Raw genomic sequence first — 22,074 nt, 5'->3', positions numbered from 1 at the left:
TGGATAACGTCCAGTGCGAGCGATCGTGAGGATAGTGCCACAGAAAGATACCGCCTTTTCAGTGAACAGTGAACAGTTACCAGTAAACAGTTAATACTTGATAACTGATAACTGATAACTGATAACTGAATAGGGTAAGGGTGCAAAGGTGCGGTAAGAGCGCACCAGCAGTATCGAGAGGTGCTGGCTCGGTAAACCCCGGTTGGGAGCAAGGCGATAGGAACTACGGTTGGTCTTTTACCAGTTCCGCTCAATGAGAGCCGCTTGAGGTGTTTGGTAACAAACGTCCCAGATAGATAACTGCCCTCGCAAGAGAACAGAACCCGGCTTATGTCCTGCTCTCTCCCCCCTTTTTTAGTGCTGAGTGCTGAGTGCTGAGTGCTGAGTTAGGAGTTAGGAGTCAGAAGTTATTATTTTTTGTCTGCTCCCCCTACCTTCCCTGCTTCCCCTGCTCCCCTGCCCCCCTGCCCCTTTGCCCCTCCGCCCCCCTTCCCCTTATCATGTAATGTCCCTTGCCTATCCACGCCGTCAGCGGCAACTCGAAAGTTTAGTCCAAAAATTTGGTTTGTCGCTAGAAGCACCTATAAAGTGGGAATTGCTAGATCTAGCGCTTACTCATCCCACTGTTTCTGATTCGGCAAATTATGAACAGCTAGAGTTTGTTGGCGATGCAGTGGTGCGGCTGGTGTCGGCTGTTGTTTTATGGGAAAATTATCCCGATTGTCCAGTAGGGGATTTTGCGGCGATTCGTTCGGTATTGGTGAGCGATCGCATTCTCGCCCAATTGGCCAGAGTTTATGGTTTAGAGTTATACTTACTAGTCGCTGGCAGTGCTACCGCTGATAAAGTTGGTCTAGAGTCACGACTGGCAGATGCCTTTGAAGCAGTTTTAGGTGCGCTTTACTTAAGTACTCAAAATCTGGAATTGATTCGCTCTTGGCTAGATCCCCACTTTCACCAACTAGCAACAGAAATTCGCCTCGATCCTGCCAGACTTAATTACAAAGCTGCTTTGCAAGAATGGACTCAGGCGCAATTTAAAGTTTTACCAGAATATCGGGTTGTGGAAGTCACTCAACCACATCGCAATCAAGAACGTTTCATAGCTGAAGTGTGGCTGCACGGAAACAAACTAGGAGTTGGTAAGGGGCGATCAATCAAAACGGCTGAACAAGCCGCAGCTAAAGTAGCTTTCTTAGCAATTCCTAATCCGCAAATACCCTGATCTTAAAAGAAGGGGGATTAGTCGATAATCAGTTGATTGTCAGTGGTCATTTGTCCTTTATATACAAATGACAAATGACAAATGACAAATGACTAATAACTAATGACAAACCAAATTAATATTGCTGTTATCGGAGTTGGGCGTTGGGGAGTGCATCTGCTGCGAAATTTTTTAGCAAATCCCCAAGTAAATGTAGTTGCTGTAGTAGATCCCCATCCAGAACGATTAGCGGCGGTAAAGCAGCAGTTTAATTTAGATAGCAATGTAATATTAACAACCCAGTGGCAAGATTTAAAGACAGTGCCAGGGTTGACAGGAGTTGCGATCGCAACTCCTGCTACTACCCACTATGCTTTAATTAAAGACGCTCTCCAACAGGGATACCATGTTTTGGCAGAAAAGCCCCTAACTCTCAATCCAGCAGAATGTCGGGAACTTTGCCACTTAGCAGAAGAGCATCATTTAATACTAACGGTTGACCATACTTATTTATTTCATCCAGCGGTTGAGCAAGGAAAAACTGTAGTACAAGCGGGTAAATTAGGTGATTTACGCTATGGTTACGCCAGCCGCACCCATTTAGGGCCTGTCCGGCAAGATGTTGATGCGCTGTGGGACTTAGCCATTCATGATATTGCAATCTTTAACGCTTGGCTTGGCCAAATTCCTATAAAAGTACAAGCAACGGGTACTGTGTGGCTACAGGGAGCAGGGGAGCAGGGGAGCAGGGGGGCAGGGGAGCAGGGGGGCAGGGGAGCAGGGGTGAGTCCATATACGGATTCTGCTCTGCCTCAAGGTTTGGCAGATTTAGTATGGCTGACACTGACATATCCAGATGGCTTTCAAGCTTATATTCACCTGTGCTGGCTGAATTCTGATAAACAGAGACGGCTGGGGATTGTGGGTAGTCTTGGCAGCTTGATTTTTGATGAAATGTCAGTATCATCACCCCTAACCCTGCTACATGGTGAGTTTGAACAGCAAGGGAATCAATTTATTCCTGTGAATCAAAGACATATAGCACTGGAATTACAGCCAGGAGAACCATTGGGGCGGGTTTGCTCCTCCTTTGTTGCCTCTATTCTCAACAATACTCCCTCGGAGGTTTCGTCTGGCTGGGTAGGCACTGAGTTAGTAGAAATTCTTGCTGCTCTAACATTATCTCTTAGCCAAGGCGGTAAACCTGTTTTTTTGAGCGATCGCATCGTCAAGGATTAAAATCAAGAGTGCTGATGAATATGGACTTTTGACTAAATTACGTCTTGAAAGTCCCATTTGCACAAACTCCTCCTTTTGGAAGACTTACCAAAATAGTTTGCAGGGGCGAAAGACGAATCTGGCAAGTCTCATTTCCAAATAGCAACTGGGGCTTCGGGAACTTTTCTTTGTCTAACTCTATTTTCACAGACTTGTTGATCCCCAAAGAGGAACTTCCCCCAGATTCCTGTAGGCTAGGATAGCGGCTTGCCTTTACTGCCTCATTCCCGGAGAATCCAAGATCCCCAACATTTGCTTCTTTATTTGGAGCAGCTAATAGCAAAATATCAATCAAAGGTAAGGTGATTTTCAGCGTCGTACCTTGATGAAGTCCCGCACTTTCAAGAGTAATGCTGCCTCCCATGAGTTCGATTAAGTTTCGTGAAATCGCTAGTCCCAGTCCAGTACCTTCAAACTGGCGTGTAGTACTGCCATTCACCATTACAAAGGGGCGAAATAGTTTGTGCTGTTGAGTTGGATCAATGCCTATACCTGTATCTTTGACAGCTATTACCACCTGAGATTTACCATGACTAGATTGAATTTCTGTAGCAATGGTGATGCTGCCGGTGTCGGTGAACTTGGTGGCGTTGCCGATAACATTAATCAGCACCTGTTTGAGTTTTCCCGCGTCTGCCTTAATTGGGATCACTTGGGGAGCTAATTCACATTTCAGTTGCAAGCCCTTTTGTTGAACATTAACTGATTGTAAATTAATCACCTCTAATAATATTTGTCGGAGGTCAATAGGTGTAGAGATGACCGAAAGCTTACCTGCTTCAATTTTAGAAATGTCGAGTAAATCATTAATAATACCTAGCAAGTGAATCGTTGTTTCATCAGCACGTTTGAGAAACTCCATTTCTTCTTCCCGGTCATCACATAAGCCCTCTTCAACCAGGCGAATGCAGTTAATAATAATATTTAATGGGTTTCTCAATTCATGAGAAGTCGTAGCCAAAAACTGGCTTTTAATCTGATTAGCACTTTTTGCTTCTTTCCAAGCTATTTCTAGTTCTTCCGATCCAGCTTTCAGCCGTTCTACCATTTGGTCTAATGCTTGGGCCAGTTGATTGAATTCCCGAATTTGAAAATTGTGCGGAACTGGTTGTGCAGCATGGTGAGAGTGAATATTGAGAGCGTAGTCTCGCAATTCTTCTACAGGACGGGCTAAGTAAGGAGCTAAATATAGGGATGCTAACAAACTTGCGCCAATCAAACCAACTGTCAGAACGATAAGAATTAATTTGATTTCCTCTAAACCAAAAAGCGCATTATCGACACTACTAACAGCTAAAACTATCCATTTTTGCTGTTGCTGTTGAGTAAGTGGATTTGCAATAACTGTATAGCCAGCGACTAATTCTTCTCCCTGTCTAAAAGACAAATTTATCGAATCGTTTTTTCCCGTAATTGCATTTTTAATTATGCTCTTGATTTGGGAAGCATGAGGGTGCTGATTGATATTAGTTCCTACCCAGTCTGTGAATGGGTGTGCCAAAATTGTGCCATCTTCAGCAATTACTACCATAGCGCCTGTGAGCGATCCCGGCGGATTTCTGGTTTGTTGGTACAATGCAGATTGAATACTTAAGCTGTAAACTGAATTTCTTCGGCTATCGGAAACTGGTGCAGATAGAACTACTTGCAGTTGATTTTGTGCATTTCTTTTTCCAGTCGTTCCTGTCTTTGACGGTAAGATTGCTTTAATATCAACTCCATCACTAGGCAAAGGTAATTTTAATTCTCCAATTTCTCGATCCCCACAGCTACTAGCAATTATCTTCTGGTTGAGGAGATTTTTTAATTGGATGCACTCAATACTAGCTGGAAGTTGTTGCTTTAACTGCGTGAGAAATTCTTGCTCTTGTATAGGCGAATCCGACGGAATAACTGTTGTTTTACTTACACTCAGCAGATTAGCTTTTAAGATTGCGATCGCATCTCCAATTCTTTCCCCTTTACTGATGGCGCTTTCTGTTAAATTTTGCCGTGCAGTTCTCAATATACTAGTACGTGCCTTATTCAAGGCAACAATTTCGCCTACAAGCAAAACTGGAACAAACAGCAGCAATATTCTCGTTACTAAAATTCGACGAAAGGAAGATTGGCGGGGATTAGTCATCGACTGTCTCACTTTGCACCTGCAATCTACAACACCAAAGATATGCAATTAGACCAGCTAGATGAGACATTTTATTAAATTATCAGAATGTTATTTTCAATGTTTAAAAATAACAAATTGCTATAATTCAAAAAGAAACGTGGTATACCAAAACTCGTATATGCTAGATGTAAAAGCGATTTTTGTTGCATATCAATACAGTGGTGAAATGATAAAACAGTAGCTTGCAGGTATGGTTTTGTTTGAGAATCTACACACAACTAAAGAAAATATTAAAACTATTAAATCAATTGAATGTTGCAACATCGTCCTCATACTACAGTTGTTTTAGCAATGAGTGCAGATGGCAAGATAGCAGATTTTAAGCGATCGCCTGCTCGGTTCGGCTCAAGGGTTGATAAAGCGCACTTAGAAAAACAAATTGCTGCCTCTGATGCCGTTTTGTTCGGTGCTGGAACTCTGCACGCATACGGAACAACACTTACTGTAACCGATCCAACTCTAGTGCAACTTCGGGCGCAAGAAGGGAAGCCTCTACAGCCAGTTCATATAGTGACTACACGCTCTGCAAACCTTAATCCGGAAATTCACTTTTTTAAGCAACCAGTCAGACGCTGGCTACTCACCACAAGAGCAGGAGCATTTTCGTGGAAAGAACGCTTACAGACGCTTCCCTCAACTTTGGGAACCGGAGTACAGGAGTACCCTCCAAAATTCGAGAAGATTCTGGTTTTTGAAACGCCAACGCGAGAAATTGACATTCTCGCAGCCTTAAAGCAACTAGCCACTCTACATATAACACGCTTGGTGGTCTTGGGTGGAGGTGAATTAGTCGCTTCCTTGCTGGAACTGGATTTAATTGATGAATTATGGTTAACAGTCTGTCCGCTGATTTTAGGTGGTAATACTGCACCCACACCCGTCGCAGGGAAAGGATTTTTACCTGATTTGGCTCCCAAGTTACAACTTATAGAAGTTCATACAGTTGAGCAAGAAGTGTTTTTGCACTATCGTCTGCAACGACCAGCAGATTAGATTACGCTAAGTTAAGTTATTTATTGGTGATGGGGCATGGGGGATTGGGCATGGGCAAAGGGAAAGGGGTAAGGGGAAAAGGGGAAAGATTAAATTTATTCCTTTTCGCTTTAACCTTTAACCTTTAACCTTTTCCCCTACTCTCCCTGCCTCCCCTGCCCCTCTGTCTCCCCACTCCCTACTCCCTACTCCCCTAAGATGGTGGAACAACTTAAGCCTCGCTATTCTGTCGTTTGGACAAACAAAATCGCTGAAGTACCCCAAAATGCCTGGAATGCTTTGGCAATGCCACTCAAAACGCCATTTTTAGAATGGGAGTGGCTGAATAATCTCGAAACTTCCCACAGTGTCACGGCTAAAACTGGTTGGTTGCCAAATCATTTGACACTGTGGCGAGATAAAACGCTGATTGCTGCTGCGCCACTTTATCTTAAAGGACATAGTTCTGGTGAATTTGTTTTCGATCACCAATGGGCAGAGTTAGCCGATCGCATCGGAGTCCAATATTACCCAAAATTGCTGGGAATGACACCATTCACCCCAGCAGAAGGTTATCGGTTCTTAATCGCCCCAGGAGAAGATGAGGATGAAATCACAGCGTTGATGGTGCATGAAATTGATACTTTTTGCTCCAAAAATCGGATTTCTGGGTGTCATTTTCTCTACGTCGATCCCGAATGGCGTCCGATGCTAGAACGGCATGGCTTTACAACTTGGCTGCACCACAGCTATATCTGGGAAAATGCTGATTTTAAAACTTTTGATGATTACTTGAAGGTGTTTAATGCCAATCAACGGCGCAATATCAAGCGGGAACGCAAAGCTGTGGAAAAAGCAGGTTTACGATTGCAACCACTGAGTGGCGATCAAATTCCTCAGTCTTTGTTTCCCTTGATGCACCAATTATATGCTGATACCTGTGATAAGTTTGGCTGGTGGGGTAGCAAGTATCTCACACGAAGGTTTTTTGAGCAGCTACACACCGATTATCGCCATCGAGTCTTGTTTGTTGCCGCATATAGCGAGGAAAATAATTCTCATCCTTTAGGAATGTCTTTTTGTTTATTTAAAGGTGACAAACTCTACGGACGTTATTGGGGAAGTTTTCAAGAAATAGATTGCTTACATTTTGATGCTTGCTATTATGCGCCGATTGAGTGGGCGATCGCTAACAATATCCAAATTTTTGATCCTGGCGCGGGTGGGCGACACAAAAAACGGCGTGGTTTTCCGGCTATGCCCAATCACAGTTTGCACCGCTTTTACAATAATCGTTTAGGACAAATTATTCGTCCCTATATTAAGGAAGTGAATCAACTCGAACAACAGCAGATTGAGGCAATTAATGCAGAGTTGCCATTTAGTAACCGAGATTCTTAAAAGTTTTCCAAGGCAGAGGGTGAACGACGAATTACACTTGATATAGAGTATAAAAACCCTGAAAAAAGAAAATTTCTTTTTATAATGCTTATGGATTTAATAGTTGAAGATTTAACGGCAATTGATGATAAACTTTCCCAGCGTCATATTGACCTTGATCCCGGTGGATATTTCATTATTTACTTAGATCGAGACGCAAAGTTAATTTATGCCAAGCATTTTACAAATGTGATTGACGATCGCGGTTTAGCTGTCGATCCCGAAACGGGAAAGGTAATTCCAGCACGAGAAAAGGTAGAACGAACTCATACAACAGTTTTTAGCGCCAGAACGGCGAAAGAACTTTGCGTGAAAATTTTTGAAGAAACTCAGCCCTCTTCTGTAACTAAATTAGATCATGCAGCTTATTTGGGTCGAGAGTTTGTCCGGGCTGAGGTAGCTTTAGTTACAGGGCAAGAGTATGTTCAAGATTAAAGTTAGGAGTGAGGAGTTAAAAGTTAAGAGTTAAAAATTCATAACTTCTAACTCCTAACTCCTAATGCCATTACCCATTAGATGAAGGCTGATTTATCTGATAGATATAGTAAGTTGCCATTGGGATAACGGTGGCAGCAATTAACAATCCTACTACCCAAGCAGTAGCGTTACCTTGGTTGGTTTCCTCTGCTTTCTTGTAAGTGCCTCCAACCTGTACATTGTCAGTTATTTGGGGTGGCCCTGGATCGGCTTTGCCAGAGAGAACGGCGACAAGGCGATCGCTGGCATCGAGAAATGCCTGATTGTATTTGTCACCATTGCGTAACGGCACACTTACTGTTTCAGTCGCTACACTCTCGGCAATAGAGTCAGTAAGTATTGGCTTGACTTCATCCCCAGTAATAATGGCAGTACCATTGGTAACTGTATCAAGAACCAATAAAGTTTGATTAGCTTGGGCTGCTTTTGTCGGAAACCATTTTTCAAACAGTTCTTTAGTAAAACTTTCTGGTGTTTCACCATAGTCGAGGCGGCGAACAGTAACAATTCTGACTTCCTTATCTGTTTGCTTTGCCAAATCCTTAAAAGCGTTGCTAATCTTGCTTTCGTTCAGACGGCTGATGACTTCCCCTTGATCCAAAACCCAAGTGTCATTCCTTGCTGTCAGGCTGGGTATTTGATACACACCTGTGGCTAAAGCAGGTGTAGCAAATAGCGAGGCTGCGAAAATAACCGTCACCAAAGGTAGAATTAGCCAGATAAGGTGTTTTTGACTGCTAAAAACTTGTTTGAGGAGCTGTTTCATCGTGTGATCCCTAAGACAGATTTGCACCAAAAATACTACAGAACCACTGCAAAAATCACCTCGTTCCCGATTTTCTTCAGTGTAAAATTTCTGATATTCCCAGTAAATTATGTATATTGTACGGGATTTTTGATTACACAAACTTGTTCTAAGGGCGGTTGCAAGCATTAACCTGACGCTAAACCCCTTACTACTCACAAGAAATACCGCCCATTTTGGGAATTAACCCAAATGCTTAGGGCGGAATTTGCAAACCATCTAGAAATCATATCGTATGATTCATATTTTGGTTCAACAATGCCATATTTTTATCATATCTGCGAGTAGCTTTTCTTGATGTACTCACTAAATATCTGAGTGAAAAAGAATGTAAAGACGTTATCCTGCTACATCTCTACAAGGATTCTGGACAATGCATATTTAATTTATATACAGCAGATTTCAAGTAGCTGAGGTAGACAAGCTAAGTTTGTTACCCAGGTATAAAGCGGATTTTACTCCTGAATTCTGAATTCTGCTGTAGATGTCTATGTGATGGTTGATATCTGCATTTTTCTGATATTTTAGCTAAATCAATATCATATATACATGACTATACTTTTAACTAACGACGATGGCATTGATGCCCCTGGTATCCAAGCGCTACTCAAAGCTGTAAACGGCAAAAATTCTATTATCGCTGCTCCTGCCGATCATCAGTCTGGCTGTGGACATCAAGTTACTACTACTCGTGCTATCAACCTCCAACGACGTTCTGAGACTGAGTATGCGATCGCAGGTACTCCCGCTGATTGTGTGAGAATTGCAATTACACAAATTGCCGCGGATGTCAAATTTGTACTTTCAGGTATCAATGCTGGGGGAAACTTGGGAGTCGATGCCTACATTTCTGGCACAGTGGCAGCCGTGCGGGAAGCCGCAATGCACGGTATTCCCGGAATTGCCATTTCTCAGTATCGCAAAGCCAAGCAGAATTTTGATTGGGATCTAGCTGCCAAATTCACAGCTGAAGTTTTAGCCGATTTACTCAAACGTCCCCTAGAACCAGGAAGCTTCTGGAATGTGAATCTGCCGCATCTGCAACCAGGAGAACCAGATCCTAATGTAGTATTTTGCCAAGCCTGTACCAAACCTTTACCCGTGAACTATCGAATTGAAGGCGATAATTTTTATTATGTAGGGGAATATGGCAAACGCGATCGCACTCCTGGCAGCGATGTAGATGTATGTTTTTCTGGTAATATCGCCGTCACCCAGTTAAGAGTTTGACATCAGCCATCAGTTACTAGTTAACTGCTACCCAATACTTTTCGGTTAACGGGGAAAGGGAAAAGGTTTTAATTCACCTTTCCCCCTTGTTCTTTAACCTTTTCCCAGGCAAAAAGAGAGATTTTTAGGCTTATCCGAAAAGTATTGAACTGCTACCACCTTTTAATGGACATTGAAGAGAGCTTGTAAGGCTATTAATTAATCTTATGGGTATGTGGTGCGATCGCGATCGAAATTTTCAAGGATTTGAAATCTGGTAAAGTTTCAGTGGTACTGAACACTAACTTCAAAAAAAGGAGAAATTTATGCAGTTTCTCAAAATTCTTCTTGTTGCACTCGTATTAATGGTGAACCTGCTAATTGCTCAACCCTCTTGGGCAGGCAAGGATTTCACTAAAGGGGCTGACTATGCTGAGGTAACTCAGGCACTCAATCAACTTCTAACTGTAAAGAATACACCTGAGCAAGCTGGCTATACACCTGAGCAATTCCAGCAGCGACTGGCACAATTGCAGTTTCAGAAAAATGTCATAGAAACAGCTAGAAAGCGGGCGCAGTGCCGCAATGAAACTGGAAAGACTTTGGCTGTCTATGCCAATAAACCAAAAAAATCTCCAACCCAACTCTACTTTCTGGGCGCAGGAACAATCACCGATGATGATTGGGATTGCGATGGCATTTACTTACCCGCAGGTTCTCAAGTGGCTTTAGGCCCAAACGCTCAACTACAAGAATTAAGTGAACCCATCGCTATTAAGTTTGTCGATGGTACACAGTCTCTTGCTAGAACCAATCCAGCCACTGGTGCAATTGAATTGAATGTTGAACCTGCCAAAGTATTCAAGGCGGGTGAGAGTACTTGGTTGCTCCCTACTTTTTCCCAAGCGGATATCGATACGCAAATTCCCACTCCACAACTCATTGACTAATCTCATCTAAATAATTCAACTTTTATGTACTTCCCGCATAAAAGTTGAACTAAAGAAACAGGATATATCAAGTAAAATTCTTACCATTGAACAATCAACTTTTAATTAAGAAAAAATTACAAGCAAAGTTTGAGAATATTCAAATTAAGAGCAACGGCTCTCCCATTATGGAAGCTTATTCATTCTTCCTAAATCCAGTGATTTGTCTGACTTCACCTCCTCAATTTAAAATGGATCGCGCCACTGAATGAATATGGCTCTCTCAATCATGCATCTTTTCAGCAAAGTAAAACCAGGCTCGGCGATGGTAGAGCTTAACACATTAAATTTAAAGGTAAGTCATGGCATAGAAGGAGATATTAATGCCAATCCGATAAGCCCCAGGCAAGTTTTAATTGTTAGGTACGAAGATATTTCCGACTTATCAATTCAACCAGGAGAATTGCGAGAAAATATTGTGGTTCAAGGTTTAGAAGTTGATAGATTTATCCCTGGCTCTTTGCTAACCTTTGAAAGTGGTGCGGCAATTAGGTTAACTTTTCACTGCGAACCATGTAAGCGCATAGCTCACTTGGTAGAATCATTAAAAAGCATCCAAGATAAAAGAGGAATTTTAGGCGTAGTTATTAAATCAGGTCAAATTCAGGTTGGTAGTAATTTTCAGGTGGAAGCTCATAAATTTCCAGCATTATCTGAAAACCCATATAAACGATTCCTAAATTTTATTATCAAAATCCCAAGTGGAAAAGTAGTTACATATAAACAGATAATCAAAGCTATAGGAGTAGATAATAGCTATCTAAGAGCTATTCCTATATACCTGAAAAAAACTTCGGCTGCTGATTATCCATTACATAGAATATTAGACTCTAAAGGTTATTTGATAACTTATGTGAGCCAACAAAAAAATAAGTTGGAAATGGAAGGAGTTCAGGTTTCATCTGAACCAGATTTATTAAAAAAGCTAAATAGAAATTTTGTAAAAATTAAAGATTATTTATGGGAAGATAATACTCTACATTTAGAATAGATATTATTGTAATTATTATAATTTTAGTAATATCATCCTGTATTCATAGTTTCATCAAGACGACCCCTGATTTTTGATTTGTTTAGATGTAGCTTCCATAAAGTCGATAAAAACTTTTATAAGCTTATGAATACCCTCGCTACCTCCTGCAATTAAACCTCCTGTCAGCAGTGCATCTAAACAACGAAAAATAACTATTTGTATTGGATTATCTAAATCAATAACTACAAGTGGCTCAATTGAGCGAACACCTATTGCGCTCATTAAAAGACCGAATAAAAGGGATGTCCATAGAGCAATTGTTCGTGTATCAGATTTATAGGCTGTTCTTTGGCGCTCTTTTTCATTTATATCATCCATTTGTGGCTGGAAAATTTTTAATGAATTTTGTTGATTTTGTGTAAAATTTTGGATGATTTGCTGTTCTAAACTCATTCCTTCTGGTGGGAGTCCACTGATTTGATTTGATACCAAAGAAGGAAACTGTTGCTGTTGTCCTTCCATAAGTTTTATTTTCTCAGAGATTAGAGCCTTTTCTTGCTGAATACTAATATTTAATTGTTCTACAAATGGGCCACGCCAAGTAGTTATAAAAACTTCTAAAGAACGCTCTAGCAACAAAGAAATGAATAATTGCAATGTCAGCAATTGGACAATATCATTAACCCCAAATGGTTTTAAAATGAATGGTTTAGATGATAACCAAGTTGATAAAGTTACTACTAAAAAACTAATAATAATTAACACAATAAATAGAGGAGATTCTGGAGAAAGCTTTAACAACGTACCTATACTCCTGTTTCGCGTCACAATATTTAACACAGCCTGGAGGTGAAAACTACACCTGCTGAGTAACTTAACAACGTTAATTTGATAGAACAGTAAATAATCTATGACCCGTCCCTTTTTTCTAAAAGTGTGATAAATTACGCTTTTGTGGGAGCAGACAGCATTCCAGTGCTACTGTGCATGGGACGACGTTAGAGCAAGTAGCAACCGCAGCACCAACTAAAAACCCCTCCAATACCTTGGAGGGGTTAAAATCATTTTTGCGAATGAGATGGTGATTAAGGGGAGACAGGAGCTTTTCCTGTTCGGTTACGCATTTTCTTGTCAAAGCAACCAGATGATAGTACAGCATTTTATAAATCCATTACGAACCTCTGCAAGTCTGTACTTAGTAAGATAAATCATTAGTGCTGCCCAATGAGGTCAGCTGCGATTCGACAGCGTTTAGATAACCTTTATCATTCAAAGCTTCTTGTGCTGGTAACTTTTTAGCGTTGATAGCAGTCTTAACCACATTTAATGCAGTCAGGTTTCCTGTTTGGTATTGGGATACCAAAGCGCTACCGCTAGGACTACCCTGTGCTTTCAGATTACTTTGATAAGCTACAAATGCAGCATCAAAGGGTTTGAAGTAGCTGACCTTATTGGAATGAGTAGATAAATTGTTAGAGTTGATAGCTAGAGATTCGCCACTATTGTTAGTAGCTATTTGAACGCCACTCATTCCAGGCAATAAAGCAATAGAAGTAACAATGAGTACAGAATCGATCAAGATAGAGACTTTCATAGGATTATCCTTAGTTATAGTAAAGTACAATTAATGTTCTTGAGTAATAGAGTCTTATTTTTTATCTGTCTTAACTTCCTGCATCCAGTTCACCTGAACGGTTGATTTGCTCCTCACCCATTCGGGTGATTTAATTGAGCGCATGCTACGGTTCATTCAAAGTTGCTAAGACCCATCATCTGATAAGCAAGAACAGCAGTATCAAAGGTTTTAAGGCAATTGATATTTGTGGAATCGTTGCGTAAAGTATCAGATTTGACAGATGTGTTAATTGATGTGCCACTTTTGCGATAAGTAGCTATTTGGGTTCTAGCAATACTAGGTAGGACACTAAAATTAAGAATGTGTGCAAAATCAAGCAGGGAAAGGAGTTTCATTATTAATGCTGTGTTGGTTAATAAATCGGGAGTAAAGCTCAGGACAAACTTGAACAGATATATATTTAACTGAGGTTATCTAAAAATTTATGCAAGGCTGTTACTCAGTTGTAGACATAGCCCAACTGAGGCATCGTATTTCTGCGCTATCCCTTCAACAGCAGATTTATTGATTTAGGATAATTGAATCTAATTTGTCTATTCGGGTTTACCGAACAGACAAATTAGAGCAAACCGTAAAAATTTTTCTATCTAATTTGGTGTGGTAATCATCAATTAGTTGGTGTCAAAAACCGAATTTACAGCAGCTTTAACTATACATAATATGAATATGTAAGCACAAAGTTAAGTGCAAAACTTATTAAACAAAGTTAACTAAAGCGAGGAAAATTTATGACACTAGTTCGTTGGAATCCTTGGAGAGAAATTGACACTCTACAACACCAAATCAATAGTTTATTTGAAGATACCAGACTCCCATCTGCATTGTTTGACAAAGGCTTAAGCAAAGTTCCTGCTGCTGAAATTCAAGAAACTGAAGATGCAATTCATCTGAAGCTAGAACTGCCAGGAATAGAAGCTAAAGACTTGGATGTGCAAGTCACAGAAAATGCTGTTTACGTTAGCGGTGAGCGGAAGTCTGAAACGAAAACAGAGGAAAAAGGTGTTACCCGAAGTGAGTTTCATTACGGTAAATTTCAACGCGTAATTCCTCTATCGGCTCAGATTCAAAACACTAACGTTACAGCAGATTATAAAGATGGTATCTTGAATCTGACACTGCCTAAAACTGAGCAAGAAAAGAACAAAGTCGTCAAGGTTAATTTGGAACAATCTGCTAGCTAATAGGTCGTACTCAGACTACTTTACCTCCTTTGAGAGATTGAGATAACTAAAATCCCGGTTACTTTCGTGACCGGGCTTTTTTGTAACAATCCTCAAAACTATATTTAAAAAAAGTGCTAGAGAGCAAGGCTGTTACTGGATTTGAAAAATTTTACTTACATTAATGACAAGTACTCGATTTAATTGGAAACTTACCACGAAAGTATGATAAAGGATTTGTTGAATACCCGCGTTTGTCATTGACGTAACAGACGTGCCAGAAAACGTTGGCGCAGGCATCGATCCCACAAATGTTAGGTAAAGATGAAAGATGTCACTAATGGATAGGCTTGCAACACAGAGGTATGGAAATGAGGTTTTCCAGATAGCCTAAACACTTAGTTACATCATCATCACTCATGTTATGGCATAGGATGGAAAAGAAGATCGGGTAAAAAATAATTAAAAATTGCCCACGTAGAGAAGGCAACTGATATCGAAATAACGGCAAGAACAGGAGCGAGGGAAAGGTACTTAAGGAAATAGTTTTTTTGATCGTTGGGTTTCTGCATATAGCACTCAGTAAAGAATTAGCTGATTAAGTTGAAATAACGCGGCTAAACGATAATTTACTTGTCTGTAGTATACAAAGAGCCAAAAAAAACACCGTTGTTAGCGTTGCATTTATAAACTCCTATATAAAATTACAAGTTCAATTTGTTCTTACGCTTCAATAATAATAACTAATACTCCACTACACCTCTAACCAAAGGCTAGATCAATATTAAATTAATTTGTAATGTCAAACACAAAAAAATATCGTTATTACTCGAAGAAGTTTTATAGAAACAGAGCTAGAGACTTACCTTAATGAGAGGAGGATTCATACTATAGTATCTCTAGATACCTAAAATAAATACAAAAAACCCTTAACTGGACTGAACTGTATTGCCTACGATCTAGGTTTTTATGTAGAGCTTCTTCCTGATATGACAGGAACCCTTGCTTTCAAAAATAATGCCGATGCTGCTACTAATAAATGACTTTATGGGACAAGTTTAGTTGCCTAAGATACCTTTATTAGTAATGTAATAGATACCTCTAAATCGATTAATAATCTTGAAGATGGTAATGAAGTCCATGTAGAATTTTTTGGTTAACAGAGCATACAGAGTGCTAGAGACTTTCAAGGGTTTTCAGCACCTCTGCTGCTGACTGATATCGTTGAGTGAAGTCGAAATGTACCATTCTATTTAAAATCATAACTAACTCGTTGGTAGCGTCAGTGAATTCGCGCCAATGTAGCCAAATCTGTTGATTAGTATCAGCTTCACTTTGGATAATTATTTCACCAGTATTTGTGTCTCTGCGAAATTCTCTGGGTTCTACCCCAGTTAAGCCTTGTATTCCCATAATTCCCAAGGCATAAATATCACTGTTGAGTTTTGGCAACCCGCTCATTTGTTCAGAAGGTGCATAATTAGGAGTGCCAATTGAAATTGTCTGAGCTTCTTGCTGCTGAGGTTGAATCTGCTTAACAGCGCCAAAGTCAATTAAAACAATGTGCCGATCTGATTCTCGCCTAATTAAGTTGCTAGGTTTGATATCTCGATGGATTACGCCATAACTGTGAACAAAAACCAGCACATTTAAAACTTCTTTGAGTATCTCCACAACCTCAGCTTGTTTTAGTCGCTTTCCAGTAGCTAACTCTTTATCCATAGCGTACCCTCGAACAAATTCTTGCACTAAAGAAAATTGCCGATTTTCTTCAAAAAAAGCTAGCAGTTGGGGAATTTGTGGATGCTTACCCAAAGTTTCTAAAAATTCTGCTTCAGCGTTGAATAGCCGTCTGACAACATTTAAATACTCTGCATCTTGGTGAGGAGGTCGCAACTGTTTCACTACACACTGCGGATTACCAGGACGCTGGATATCGTCAGCCAAATAAGTATTGCTAAATCCTCCAGAACCCAAGGGTTGAGTAATTTTGTAGCGATTATTTAGTACCGTTCCTAGTGCAATTTCTTGCCCAATGGAATCAGCTATTACTGTTGGCGCTTCATTTGAGGCGTTGCCGCGCTGCCGTAAAAGACCTTGCAATTCCACAATTAATTGTTGGTGTTCTTGAACCCGTTGGGTAATTTCTTTTTGCTCTTGCTTGGTTTGATAAGCGCTATAGGCAAGAACACTGCTGGCGGTAAATACTAGCCCCAACGCCGGAGGTATGACTGGGAACCATCCAGCTTGGGTAAAAATGACAAAATTAGCTCCAAATAATACTGCCAGGGCTGTTGCTGCTGCCAATCCTAAGCCTAGTGGATGTTGAATCCGCCATACCAGCAAACCACCAACTACAGTCCATCCCCATATCCAAAGGACTTTACCCCACTCAGGCAAAAACCAAAATAGAGGCTGTTTGTTAAGAACGGTACTGAGAATTTGACTAACGCTGTGGGCATGAATTTCAATTCCGGCCATCTTGCCGGAATTATCTGACTTACCACTAGCAAAGGGCGTATTAAAAATATCATTTAAACTATTGGCTGTTGAACCAATTAAAACGATGCGGTCTTTAACTAAATCTGGTTTAACTTGATTTGCAAGTACTTCTGTAATAGTTACCTGCTGGGCAACCTGATGACCAGAACGGTAATTAAGCAGGATTTGGTAGCCATTGGTATCTGCTTTTTCATAGCCGCCAGCGTTACTTTGCAGGGGTTTAAATACAGTATTACGTAGTTGTAGTTCCTTTTTGGGGGTAAATTCTAGTTGGATGCCTCCAACTTCTAAATATTTGAGTGCTAGTTGTAAGCTAAAAGAATAGGTACTTTGACAAGAATCGGATTCTTCTGCACTTACCAATAATAGATTGCGGCGAATTGTAGCGTCAGTATCTTCTACAACATCATTAAATCCTACTCGCTCTGCTTCAACGCCTTTTGGGGGCGCTACTCCCGGATTGTTAGAACCCGCATGTTTGCAAATAGGAATGATTATATCGCTCTGTTGGAGACGTTGCAGTAGCTTGTCATGACCAGGCGGTACTGGTAAGTCACGAAAAATATCTAAACCAATGACTCGCGGTTGATATTCTTCAAGTTTGCCTAATAGTTGGTCTAGAAGTTCACTAGACAAGGGCCAATTCCATTTTTGGATATCTTTTTCACTTAAGGCAACAATCAACAGACGAGTGTCTGGGCCTGAGTCGGCACGTAGTTGCATCATTTGGTCGTAGACCTTCATTTCTAGAGGCTCGAAAACCCCCAGTTTTTGAATGCCTACTAACAGAAGTGTTGCGATCGCACTTGAAAGAATAACTGGCTGTCTAAATAAACTTTTAAAATTTACAACCATTTTTGCAGTCTATTTTACTTTCAAATATACCTATATTTTGAGATTAATTTTTAATATTGAAATTATTCTACGCAATTTGCAACTTTTCAAAAAATCTAGTAATCATATTTTACGTGTGAAAATCTCAAGAGTCAGATTCCCGATTTCTTTAAGAAACCGGGAATTTTGTTGTTTATGAATAATTAAGTATGGTTATATCGATTTCAGATAATGCACAATCGCCTCAGCTGTTGACAAATTAGTAGCCAATAAAACTTGATTAATAGTGCATAATCTTAACAGTGCTTCTTCATTTGCTTGACCTGACTGAGGTTGCAGCAAATCTCGCAGGAAAATAACTGCTACAATTTCTCCTGCTCCAACCAATGAAGCAATTGTTTGATATCCTCCAGAAGTTGGTGCGGGGGTTTGTTGACTAATCGTTATCCCTGCCTGCTGATGTAAAACTTCACTAACAGATGGCCAGGTAATGGTAAAACTCTGCGAGAAAAATTCCTGATGCTCAGAAACCAATTCAACAAGCTCTGATTTTTTGCTTTCATGAGCAATCAGTACAATATTTCTTTCAATGATTGCTTGAGGAGACTCACTAACATTTGTTTCTTCTGGAGTTTCATCAAAATGATCTTCTTTTACTTCAGGAAATTCTTCAATAGTTTGAGTGATGCTCTCAGTAGCTCCACTTTCTGCTGTTTCCAAAGACGGAATATCATCTGAGTCAGAAATATTACTTATTTGTGCAGCAGCATCATCAACGTATAGACTAACTTCTTCAGTACTTGCATTACTCAAATCAATGTATTGATTGTTTAAAACTTCCGCAACGGCATCATCAGGTGCAGTTGATGCTTCAGAAACTTCGCTTATTGTTTCATCCACCGCAGAAGTAGGTTCTAATTCATCAACATCTGCGCTGTCTGCTGCTGTAACTGACGTATCCCAATCTATTGCTTCATCAATGATATCCCGTGTAACTTGGCTCTCCTCTTCTGGTACTTGTGGCTGAATCTCTTCATTTTCAACAACTTCACTGGTTTCTTCTGCAACTGGCGTATGCAAATTCACTACTTCATCGTGAGTCGCTTCGGGAATGTTACTCTCTTCCTCAGATACATGGTGGAAAATATCGCGCGGCTGAACGGAGGTAACTTCTGCTGCTAGTGCTGCCTCCAACTCTGCATTTTCATCGTAGGTAGTTTCTGGAATAGCACTCTGTGCAGGAACTTCGTTGAAAATATCACGTGGCTGTACGAAGGTAACTTCTGCTTCTAGTGCTGCTTCTAACTCTGCATTCTCGTCGTAGATAATTTCTGGAATAGGACTTATATCACGCTGTTGTACGAAAGTAGATTCTGTTGCCAGTGCTGGTTCAAAGCTTACAGCCTCATCGTGATTAGCTTCTGGAAGGACACTTTCCTCTTCAGGAGTTTCAATGATGTTTTCAGGTGCAGCTATGGCGTTATCAGGTTCAGCCAAAGAAACTTCTGAGGCTTCGCTGACTTCGGGAACCTCTACTTCCTCATTATCTGCGCTGACTTCTGGTGCAACTAATGTCCGCAAATCCACAATTTCATTACGAACATCGTGTGGAACTTCGCTAACTGCTTCTGGTGGCTGAATGATGTTTTCAGGGATGACATCATCAGGTTGAGTCGAAACAACTTCTGAGATTTCACTGATTTCTAAAGAAGGGGGTGCTTCTACTTCGAGACTAATTGGCGGTGGAACTTCGCTAACTACCTCTGGGGCTGGGGCTGGATTAACAACATTGGCAGCGCTGACATTTTCAGGCGATCGCGGCCGAGAAAACAGTGAAGGATCTATAATCCTAAAGACTGTCTCTGGTTGCTCATAAACGGGAGCAACTGCCTCCAAAATCAAAACATAATCTGCAATCCGAATAATATCTCCATCACTCAAAGAATATGGTCGATCTTTTTCAGCCTGTTTCCCATTAACTATTGAGCCATTTCTACTACCAAGGTCAGAGAAGTAGTAATTTCCATTTTTAACAAAAAACTTAGCATGTAACCGACTGATATCAGGGCTGTCTAGGATTAAATCAGAATCAGGAGAACGGCCTATTATCCATTCTCCTCTCGTTGGAGTTTCTGTGGTAAGGTCAACTTCATTGACTTCACTTAGATTTGGTGAGTAGCTAACTTTTACTTTCATATTAATTTTTGGTTAATTTTATTGATTTCTGCCACCCAGCGCTGACGGGTAGTGTGTTCTAAATTTAAAATATCATCTTGTGACCAGTGGAAATGATAAGCAATAAAAGCTACCTCCTCATATAAAGTATCAGAGGGGTAGCTTACGACTCCCCCGCTAGTTCTAGCTCCACTGAAAATTGAGTATTGCAGTGGGGACATTGTGTCGGAATGTGTACATTGCCTTGTTGATTGATTCGATTGTAAAATTCTCGGAGATAGGCAATGTCATGTAGGAGAAGTCCTTCGAGTAAATCAGGACTAACAGAATTGAAACTGCCCAAGCGAGTAATAACCCGTGCAAGCATTACTAATACGCCGTAAGCCGGATTTTCTTGAACTTTGCGTTCTTGTTGCACCAAAATTTCATCTTTGGCGGTGGCTAAACGCATCACCCCATGACGATGTACTTGTTGTTCGCTATCACTCAATCCTCTGGGAAGAGTGAAAGCAAATTCTGTGCAGAGAGTATCCTTTTTACGGCGCATAGGTTATTGAATTTGGGCATTGGGTATTGGGGAGTGCTGAGTGCTGAGTGCTGAGTTAAGAGTTAGGAGTCAGGAGTTAGGAGTTAGGAAGAAATATTATTGTTTCAAGCTTAAAACTCGAAAGTTGCACCTTTTTACTTGAACGTTGAGCCTTTGAACTCGGAAGTTGCACCTTTTTACTCGAACATTGAGCCTTTGAACTCGGAACTTTAACCTTAGCACTCAGCACTCAGCACTCAGCACTCAGCACTCAGCACTCCCCAATGCCCAATTCAATTATGAAGAAGTGCTTCGGGAGAATTTACTGTATCTTCTGGTATGGAAGTTTCGCCTTCCAAGCCATTGATTCGACGGTAAAAATCTTGGAGATAATTTAAATCTTGGGAAAAAAAGTTTTCCACGATTGCAGGAGTAACCTCTGATAAAGCACCCAAGTGGGTAATCACTCGTGACAAGATAATAATTGTGGCATAAACGGGATTTGCTTTAACACGTGGGTCACGCAAGGGTGCAATTTCGTCTATCGCCGTTGATAACCGCATTACACCTTTGCGATGGAGGTTGCCTTCAGAGTCTAGATACCCCTTTGGCAGTGTAAATTCAAACTCTGTGGGAAACATAATTCTCCTAATTATTTCACGCGTTTAAATTCCTCAAAAGCAACCTCCATCTCCTCAATTTCGATGTCATGGCTGCGGGCGTTGACATCGGCAATCTTGTAACTTGCAGGCCAAGCACCGGCTAACTCAAATCTAGCTACTTCTTGATTTGCCTGATTATAAATAGACAAAGCAACAAGTCTACGTTGCTGTGACCAATTACCCTGTTGGACTTTTTCAAACCACTTCCAAAAATCCATAGAGTTAGTGGTTCCTCTACGCAGAATGAGATTACCACTCTTGGGATTGCTAGGAAGCTTAGTTCTCACCACCTGACCTTTTGATTGCCCTTTTGTACCCCAGGTTTGAGAAGTGACTTCAGTAATTTCAATAACCTCTTGTGTTCTTTTAAAGCCTTGACACTCCAAAAAGAAACAATTGGCATCGTTTTGACCTTCTAATGTCAGTTCTAAATAGAACCGATGGGCTGTCAAAACTTCTGGAATTCGGCTTGCGGATTGTACCACTGTTAATTACTGGAAATGCTAATTATTTGATTCGTTTAATTCCTTCGTGAACCAATTCAACAGTCTCATTTGCCATATCACCACCAGAGGCTGTTAAGGTAGGCCCGGTGTATTTACAGGGATAACAATTGACAATGTTCCACCGTGCTTTTTCCGAGCCTTGTTGGTCATAAGCAACCACTGAACCAGTCTTACGATTCTGTGCCCACTTCCGAGGGTCTCCCATGTCTTCGTTACAGTCTTGATACCATTTATACAGGTCTATATCATCAGTGGCGATGACTTTTACTGTAATGTTGGTAAATTTAACAACAGTTGGTGTAGCTTGACGCATTAGTTTAGCGCCTTTAGATGAACCGTGAACTTCTTGCGCTGGTGTATTTTCAACGCCTAGTCCGCTAATTTCTTTGATAAATTTATCAGTAATTCCGTCAGCCTCGAAGTAAAATTTACAAGAGGTTAAAAATTCGCCTGCCATACTTTTAGACTCCTTTGTGTGGTTAATTTTGAAATGGGGATTTGGGAGTTAGGAGTTAGGAGTTATAAGAATTCTTTTCCCAATGCCCAATGCCCAATGCCC

The 22,074-nt window shown here is 40.6% G+C and carries 23 protein-coding genes and 1 other RNA gene; 11 read left to right on the top strand and 13 right to left on the bottom strand.

All coding sequences use genetic code 11. The features are described 5' to 3' along the window. The 3 genes from rnpB to RMY16_RS29400 all read left to right on the top strand — a co-directional run. Nucleotides 1-347: RNase P RNA component class A (gene rnpB, locus RMY16_RS29410), an RNA gene on the top strand; the annotation flags it as partial. Nucleotides 348-505: 158 nt separating this feature from the next. After that, the gene (rnc, locus tag RMY16_RS29405) at nucleotides 506-1,225 is read left to right on the top strand and encodes a ribonuclease III (protein ID WP_322661962.1); all 720 of its coding nucleotides are present in this window, start codon (nucleotides 506-508) and stop codon (nucleotides 1,223-1,225) included. 102 nt (nucleotides 1,226-1,327) lie between these two features. Further along, complete coding sequence (locus RMY16_RS29400) at nucleotides 1,328-2,443, top strand: Gfo/Idh/MocA family oxidoreductase (RefSeq protein WP_322739337.1); 1,116 nt, start codon at nucleotides 1,328-1,330, stop codon at nucleotides 2,441-2,443. Between the two features lie 37 nt (nucleotides 2,444-2,480). On the opposite strand, the gene RMY16_RS29395 is transcribed toward RMY16_RS29400, so the two are convergent. Further along, entirely contained in the window at nucleotides 2,481-4,607 is a 2,127-nt protein-coding gene (locus tag RMY16_RS29395; protein ID WP_322739336.1) for an ATP-binding protein, read from the bottom strand. A gap of 294 nt (nucleotides 4,608-4,901) precedes the next feature. On the opposite strand from RMY16_RS29395, the gene RMY16_RS29390 reads away from it, so the two are divergent. The 3 genes from RMY16_RS29390 to RMY16_RS29380 all read left to right on the top strand — a co-directional run bounded on the left by RMY16_RS29390 (nucleotide 4,902) and on the right by RMY16_RS29380 (nucleotide 7,496). Continuing rightward, nucleotides 4,902-5,642: a RibD family protein gene (locus RMY16_RS29390; protein ID WP_322739335.1), complete on the top strand. Its 741-nt coding sequence runs from the start codon at nucleotides 4,902-4,904 to the stop codon at nucleotides 5,640-5,642. 198 nt (nucleotides 5,643-5,840) lie between these two features. Next, nucleotides 5,841-7,022: a GNAT family N-acetyltransferase gene (locus tag RMY16_RS29385; RefSeq protein WP_322739334.1), complete on the top strand. Its 1,182-nt coding sequence runs from the start codon at nucleotides 5,841-5,843 to the stop codon at nucleotides 7,020-7,022. Nucleotides 7,023-7,112: 90 nt separating this feature from the next. Then, the gene (locus RMY16_RS29380) at nucleotides 7,113-7,496 is read left to right on the top strand and encodes a DUF4346 domain-containing protein (protein ID WP_322739333.1); all 384 of its coding nucleotides are present in this window, start codon (nucleotides 7,113-7,115) and stop codon (nucleotides 7,494-7,496) included. A 70-nt stretch (nucleotides 7,497-7,566) separates the two neighbouring features. Here the strand turns inward: RMY16_RS29380 and psb32 are convergent, their stop codons facing one another. Then, nucleotides 7,567-8,304, bottom strand: coding sequence for a photosystem II repair protein Psb32 (gene psb32 / locus RMY16_RS29375; protein WP_322739332.1), 738 nt, complete (start codon nucleotides 8,302-8,304; stop codon nucleotides 7,567-7,569). A gap of 588 nt (nucleotides 8,305-8,892) precedes the next feature. Here psb32 and surE point away from each other — a divergent pair. The 4 genes from surE (at nucleotide 8,893) to RMY16_RS29355 (ending at nucleotide 11,532) form a co-directional block, all read left to right on the top strand. Next, nucleotides 8,893-9,573, top strand: coding sequence for a 5'/3'-nucleotidase SurE (surE, locus tag RMY16_RS29370; protein WP_322739330.1), 681 nt, complete (start codon nucleotides 8,893-8,895; stop codon nucleotides 9,571-9,573). A gap of 305 nt (nucleotides 9,574-9,878) precedes the next feature. Beyond that, the gene (locus tag RMY16_RS29365) at nucleotides 9,879-10,502 is read left to right on the top strand and encodes a hypothetical protein (protein ID WP_322739329.1); all 624 of its coding nucleotides are present in this window, start codon (nucleotides 9,879-9,881) and stop codon (nucleotides 10,500-10,502) included. A gap of 86 nt (nucleotides 10,503-10,588) precedes the next feature. After that, nucleotides 10,589-10,753, top strand: coding sequence for a hypothetical protein (locus RMY16_RS29360; protein WP_322739328.1), 165 nt, complete (start codon nucleotides 10,589-10,591; stop codon nucleotides 10,751-10,753). Further along, the gene (locus RMY16_RS29355) at nucleotides 10,750-11,532 is read left to right on the top strand and encodes an MGMT family protein (RefSeq protein WP_322739327.1); all 783 of its coding nucleotides are present in this window, start codon (nucleotides 10,750-10,752) and stop codon (nucleotides 11,530-11,532) included. Before RMY16_RS29360 ends, RMY16_RS29355 begins: the two co-directional genes overlap by 4 nt. A 54-nt stretch (nucleotides 11,533-11,586) precedes the next feature. Here the strand turns inward: RMY16_RS29355 and RMY16_RS29350 are convergent, their stop codons facing one another. The 3 genes from RMY16_RS29350 to RMY16_RS29340 form a co-directional block, all read right to left on the bottom strand. Then, entirely contained in the window at nucleotides 11,587-12,315 is a 729-nt protein-coding gene (locus RMY16_RS29350) for a hypothetical protein (protein ID WP_322739326.1), read from the bottom strand. A gap of 394 nt (nucleotides 12,316-12,709) precedes the next feature. After that, nucleotides 12,710-13,108, bottom strand: coding sequence for a hypothetical protein (locus tag RMY16_RS29345; protein WP_322739325.1), 399 nt, complete (start codon nucleotides 13,106-13,108; stop codon nucleotides 12,710-12,712). A 152-nt stretch (nucleotides 13,109-13,260) separates the two neighbouring features. Beyond that, the gene (locus RMY16_RS29340; protein ID WP_322739324.1) at nucleotides 13,261-13,485 is read right to left on the bottom strand and encodes a hypothetical protein; all 225 of its coding nucleotides are present in this window, start codon (nucleotides 13,483-13,485) and stop codon (nucleotides 13,261-13,263) included. Between the two features lie 393 nt (nucleotides 13,486-13,878). On the opposite strand from RMY16_RS29340, the gene RMY16_RS29335 reads away from it, so the two are divergent. Next, the gene (locus RMY16_RS29335; RefSeq protein WP_322739323.1) at nucleotides 13,879-14,331 is read left to right on the top strand and encodes an Hsp20/alpha crystallin family protein; all 453 of its coding nucleotides are present in this window, start codon (nucleotides 13,879-13,881) and stop codon (nucleotides 14,329-14,331) included. 401 nt (nucleotides 14,332-14,732) lie between these two features. Here the strand turns inward: RMY16_RS29335 and RMY16_RS29330 are convergent, their stop codons facing one another. The 8 genes from RMY16_RS29330 to RMY16_RS29295 form a co-directional block, all read right to left on the bottom strand. After that, nucleotides 14,733-14,882: a PsaJ protein gene (locus tag RMY16_RS29330; RefSeq protein ID WP_322661991.1), complete on the bottom strand. Its 150-nt coding sequence runs from the start codon at nucleotides 14,880-14,882 to the stop codon at nucleotides 14,733-14,735. Between the two features lie 604 nt (nucleotides 14,883-15,486). Beyond that, complete coding sequence (locus RMY16_RS29325; protein WP_322739322.1) at nucleotides 15,487-17,667, bottom strand: CHASE2 domain-containing serine/threonine-protein kinase; 2,181 nt, start codon at nucleotides 17,665-17,667, stop codon at nucleotides 15,487-15,489. Between the two features lie 192 nt (nucleotides 17,668-17,859). Beyond that, nucleotides 17,860-19,842 (bottom strand): FHA domain-containing protein, encoded by a 1,983-nt coding sequence (locus RMY16_RS29320; protein ID WP_322739321.1) that lies wholly within the window; start codon nucleotides 19,840-19,842, stop codon nucleotides 17,860-17,862. Next, on the bottom strand, nucleotides 19,839-20,042 hold the full coding sequence (locus RMY16_RS29315; protein ID WP_313931140.1) for a DUF6760 family protein: 204 nt from the start codon (nucleotides 20,040-20,042) through the stop codon (nucleotides 19,839-19,841). The genes RMY16_RS29320 and RMY16_RS29315 overlap by 4 nt, the downstream gene beginning before the upstream one ends. Continuing rightward, complete coding sequence (locus RMY16_RS29310) at nucleotides 19,985-20,368, bottom strand: phage tail assembly protein (RefSeq protein ID WP_322739320.1); 384 nt, start codon at nucleotides 20,366-20,368, stop codon at nucleotides 19,985-19,987. Before RMY16_RS29310 ends, RMY16_RS29315 begins: the two co-directional genes overlap by 58 nt. Nucleotides 20,369-20,640: 272 nt before the next feature. Next, a complete protein-coding gene (locus RMY16_RS29305; protein WP_251959044.1) occupies nucleotides 20,641-20,988 on the bottom strand; it encodes a hypothetical protein in 348 nt (115 codons plus the stop codon). A gap of 11 nt (nucleotides 20,989-20,999) precedes the next feature. Beyond that, nucleotides 21,000-21,494 (bottom strand): phage tail protein, encoded by a 495-nt coding sequence (locus RMY16_RS29300; RefSeq protein WP_322739319.1) that lies wholly within the window; start codon nucleotides 21,492-21,494, stop codon nucleotides 21,000-21,002. A 22-nt stretch (nucleotides 21,495-21,516) separates the two neighbouring features. Next, nucleotides 21,517-21,972, bottom strand: coding sequence for a phage tail protein (locus tag RMY16_RS29295; protein WP_094331970.1), 456 nt, complete (start codon nucleotides 21,970-21,972; stop codon nucleotides 21,517-21,519). Nucleotides 21,973-22,074 lie beyond the last annotated feature (102 nt).

It is taken from the genome of Nostoc sp. DedQUE12b, from assembly GCF_034530835.1.
GTDB lineage: Bacteria > Cyanobacteriota > Cyanobacteriia > Cyanobacteriales > Nostocaceae > Nostoc.
Note: the sequence above shows the minus strand (reverse complement) of the source record. Positions and strands in the feature narration are given on the sequence as shown.

Coding starts and splice junctions, on each gene's coding strand:
- rnc (WP_322661962.1), top strand. CDS start 506: ATGTCCCTTGCCTATCCACGCCGTCAGCGGCAACTCGAAAGTTTAGTC.
- RMY16_RS29400 (WP_322739337.1), top strand. CDS start 1,328: ATGACAAACCAAATTAATATTGCTGTTATCGGAGTTGGGCGTTGGGGA.
- RMY16_RS29395 (WP_322739336.1), bottom strand. CDS start 4,607: ATGACTAATCCCCGCCAATCTTCCTTTCGTCGAATTTTAGTAACGAGA.
- RMY16_RS29390 (WP_322739335.1), top strand. CDS start 4,902: ATGTTGCAACATCGTCCTCATACTACAGTTGTTTTAGCAATGAGTGCA.
- RMY16_RS29385 (WP_322739334.1), top strand. CDS start 5,841: ATGGTGGAACAACTTAAGCCTCGCTATTCTGTCGTTTGGACAAACAAA.
- RMY16_RS29380 (WP_322739333.1), top strand. CDS start 7,113: ATGGATTTAATAGTTGAAGATTTAACGGCAATTGATGATAAACTTTCC.
- psb32 (WP_322739332.1), bottom strand. CDS start 8,304: ATGAAACAGCTCCTCAAACAAGTTTTTAGCAGTCAAAAACACCTTATC.
- surE (WP_322739330.1), top strand. CDS start 8,893: ATGACTATACTTTTAACTAACGACGATGGCATTGATGCCCCTGGTATC.
- RMY16_RS29365 (WP_322739329.1), top strand. CDS start 9,879: ATGCAGTTTCTCAAAATTCTTCTTGTTGCACTCGTATTAATGGTGAAC.
- RMY16_RS29355 (WP_322739327.1), top strand. CDS start 10,750: ATGAATATGGCTCTCTCAATCATGCATCTTTTCAGCAAAGTAAAACCA.
- RMY16_RS29345 (WP_322739325.1), bottom strand. CDS start 13,108: ATGAAAGTCTCTATCTTGATCGATTCTGTACTCATTGTTACTTCTATT.
- RMY16_RS29340 (WP_322739324.1), bottom strand. CDS start 13,485: ATGAAACTCCTTTCCCTGCTTGATTTTGCACACATTCTTAATTTTAGT.
- RMY16_RS29335 (WP_322739323.1), top strand. CDS start 13,879: ATGACACTAGTTCGTTGGAATCCTTGGAGAGAAATTGACACTCTACAA.
- RMY16_RS29330 (WP_322661991.1), bottom strand. CDS start 14,882: ATGCAGAAACCCAACGATCAAAAAAACTATTTCCTTAAGTACCTTTCC.
- RMY16_RS29325 (WP_322739322.1), bottom strand. CDS start 17,667: ATGGTTGTAAATTTTAAAAGTTTATTTAGACAGCCAGTTATTCTTTCA.
- RMY16_RS29320 (WP_322739321.1), bottom strand. CDS start 19,842: ATGAAAGTAAAAGTTAGCTACTCACCAAATCTAAGTGAAGTCAATGAA.
- RMY16_RS29315 (WP_313931140.1), bottom strand. CDS start 20,042: ATGTCCCCACTGCAATACTCAATTTTCAGTGGAGCTAGAACTAGCGGG.
- RMY16_RS29310 (WP_322739320.1), bottom strand. CDS start 20,368: ATGCGCCGTAAAAAGGATACTCTCTGCACAGAATTTGCTTTCACTCTT.
- RMY16_RS29305 (WP_251959044.1), bottom strand. CDS start 20,988: ATGTTTCCCACAGAGTTTGAATTTACACTGCCAAAGGGGTATCTAGAC.
- RMY16_RS29295 (WP_094331970.1), bottom strand. CDS start 21,972: ATGGCAGGCGAATTTTTAACCTCTTGTAAATTTTACTTCGAGGCTGAC.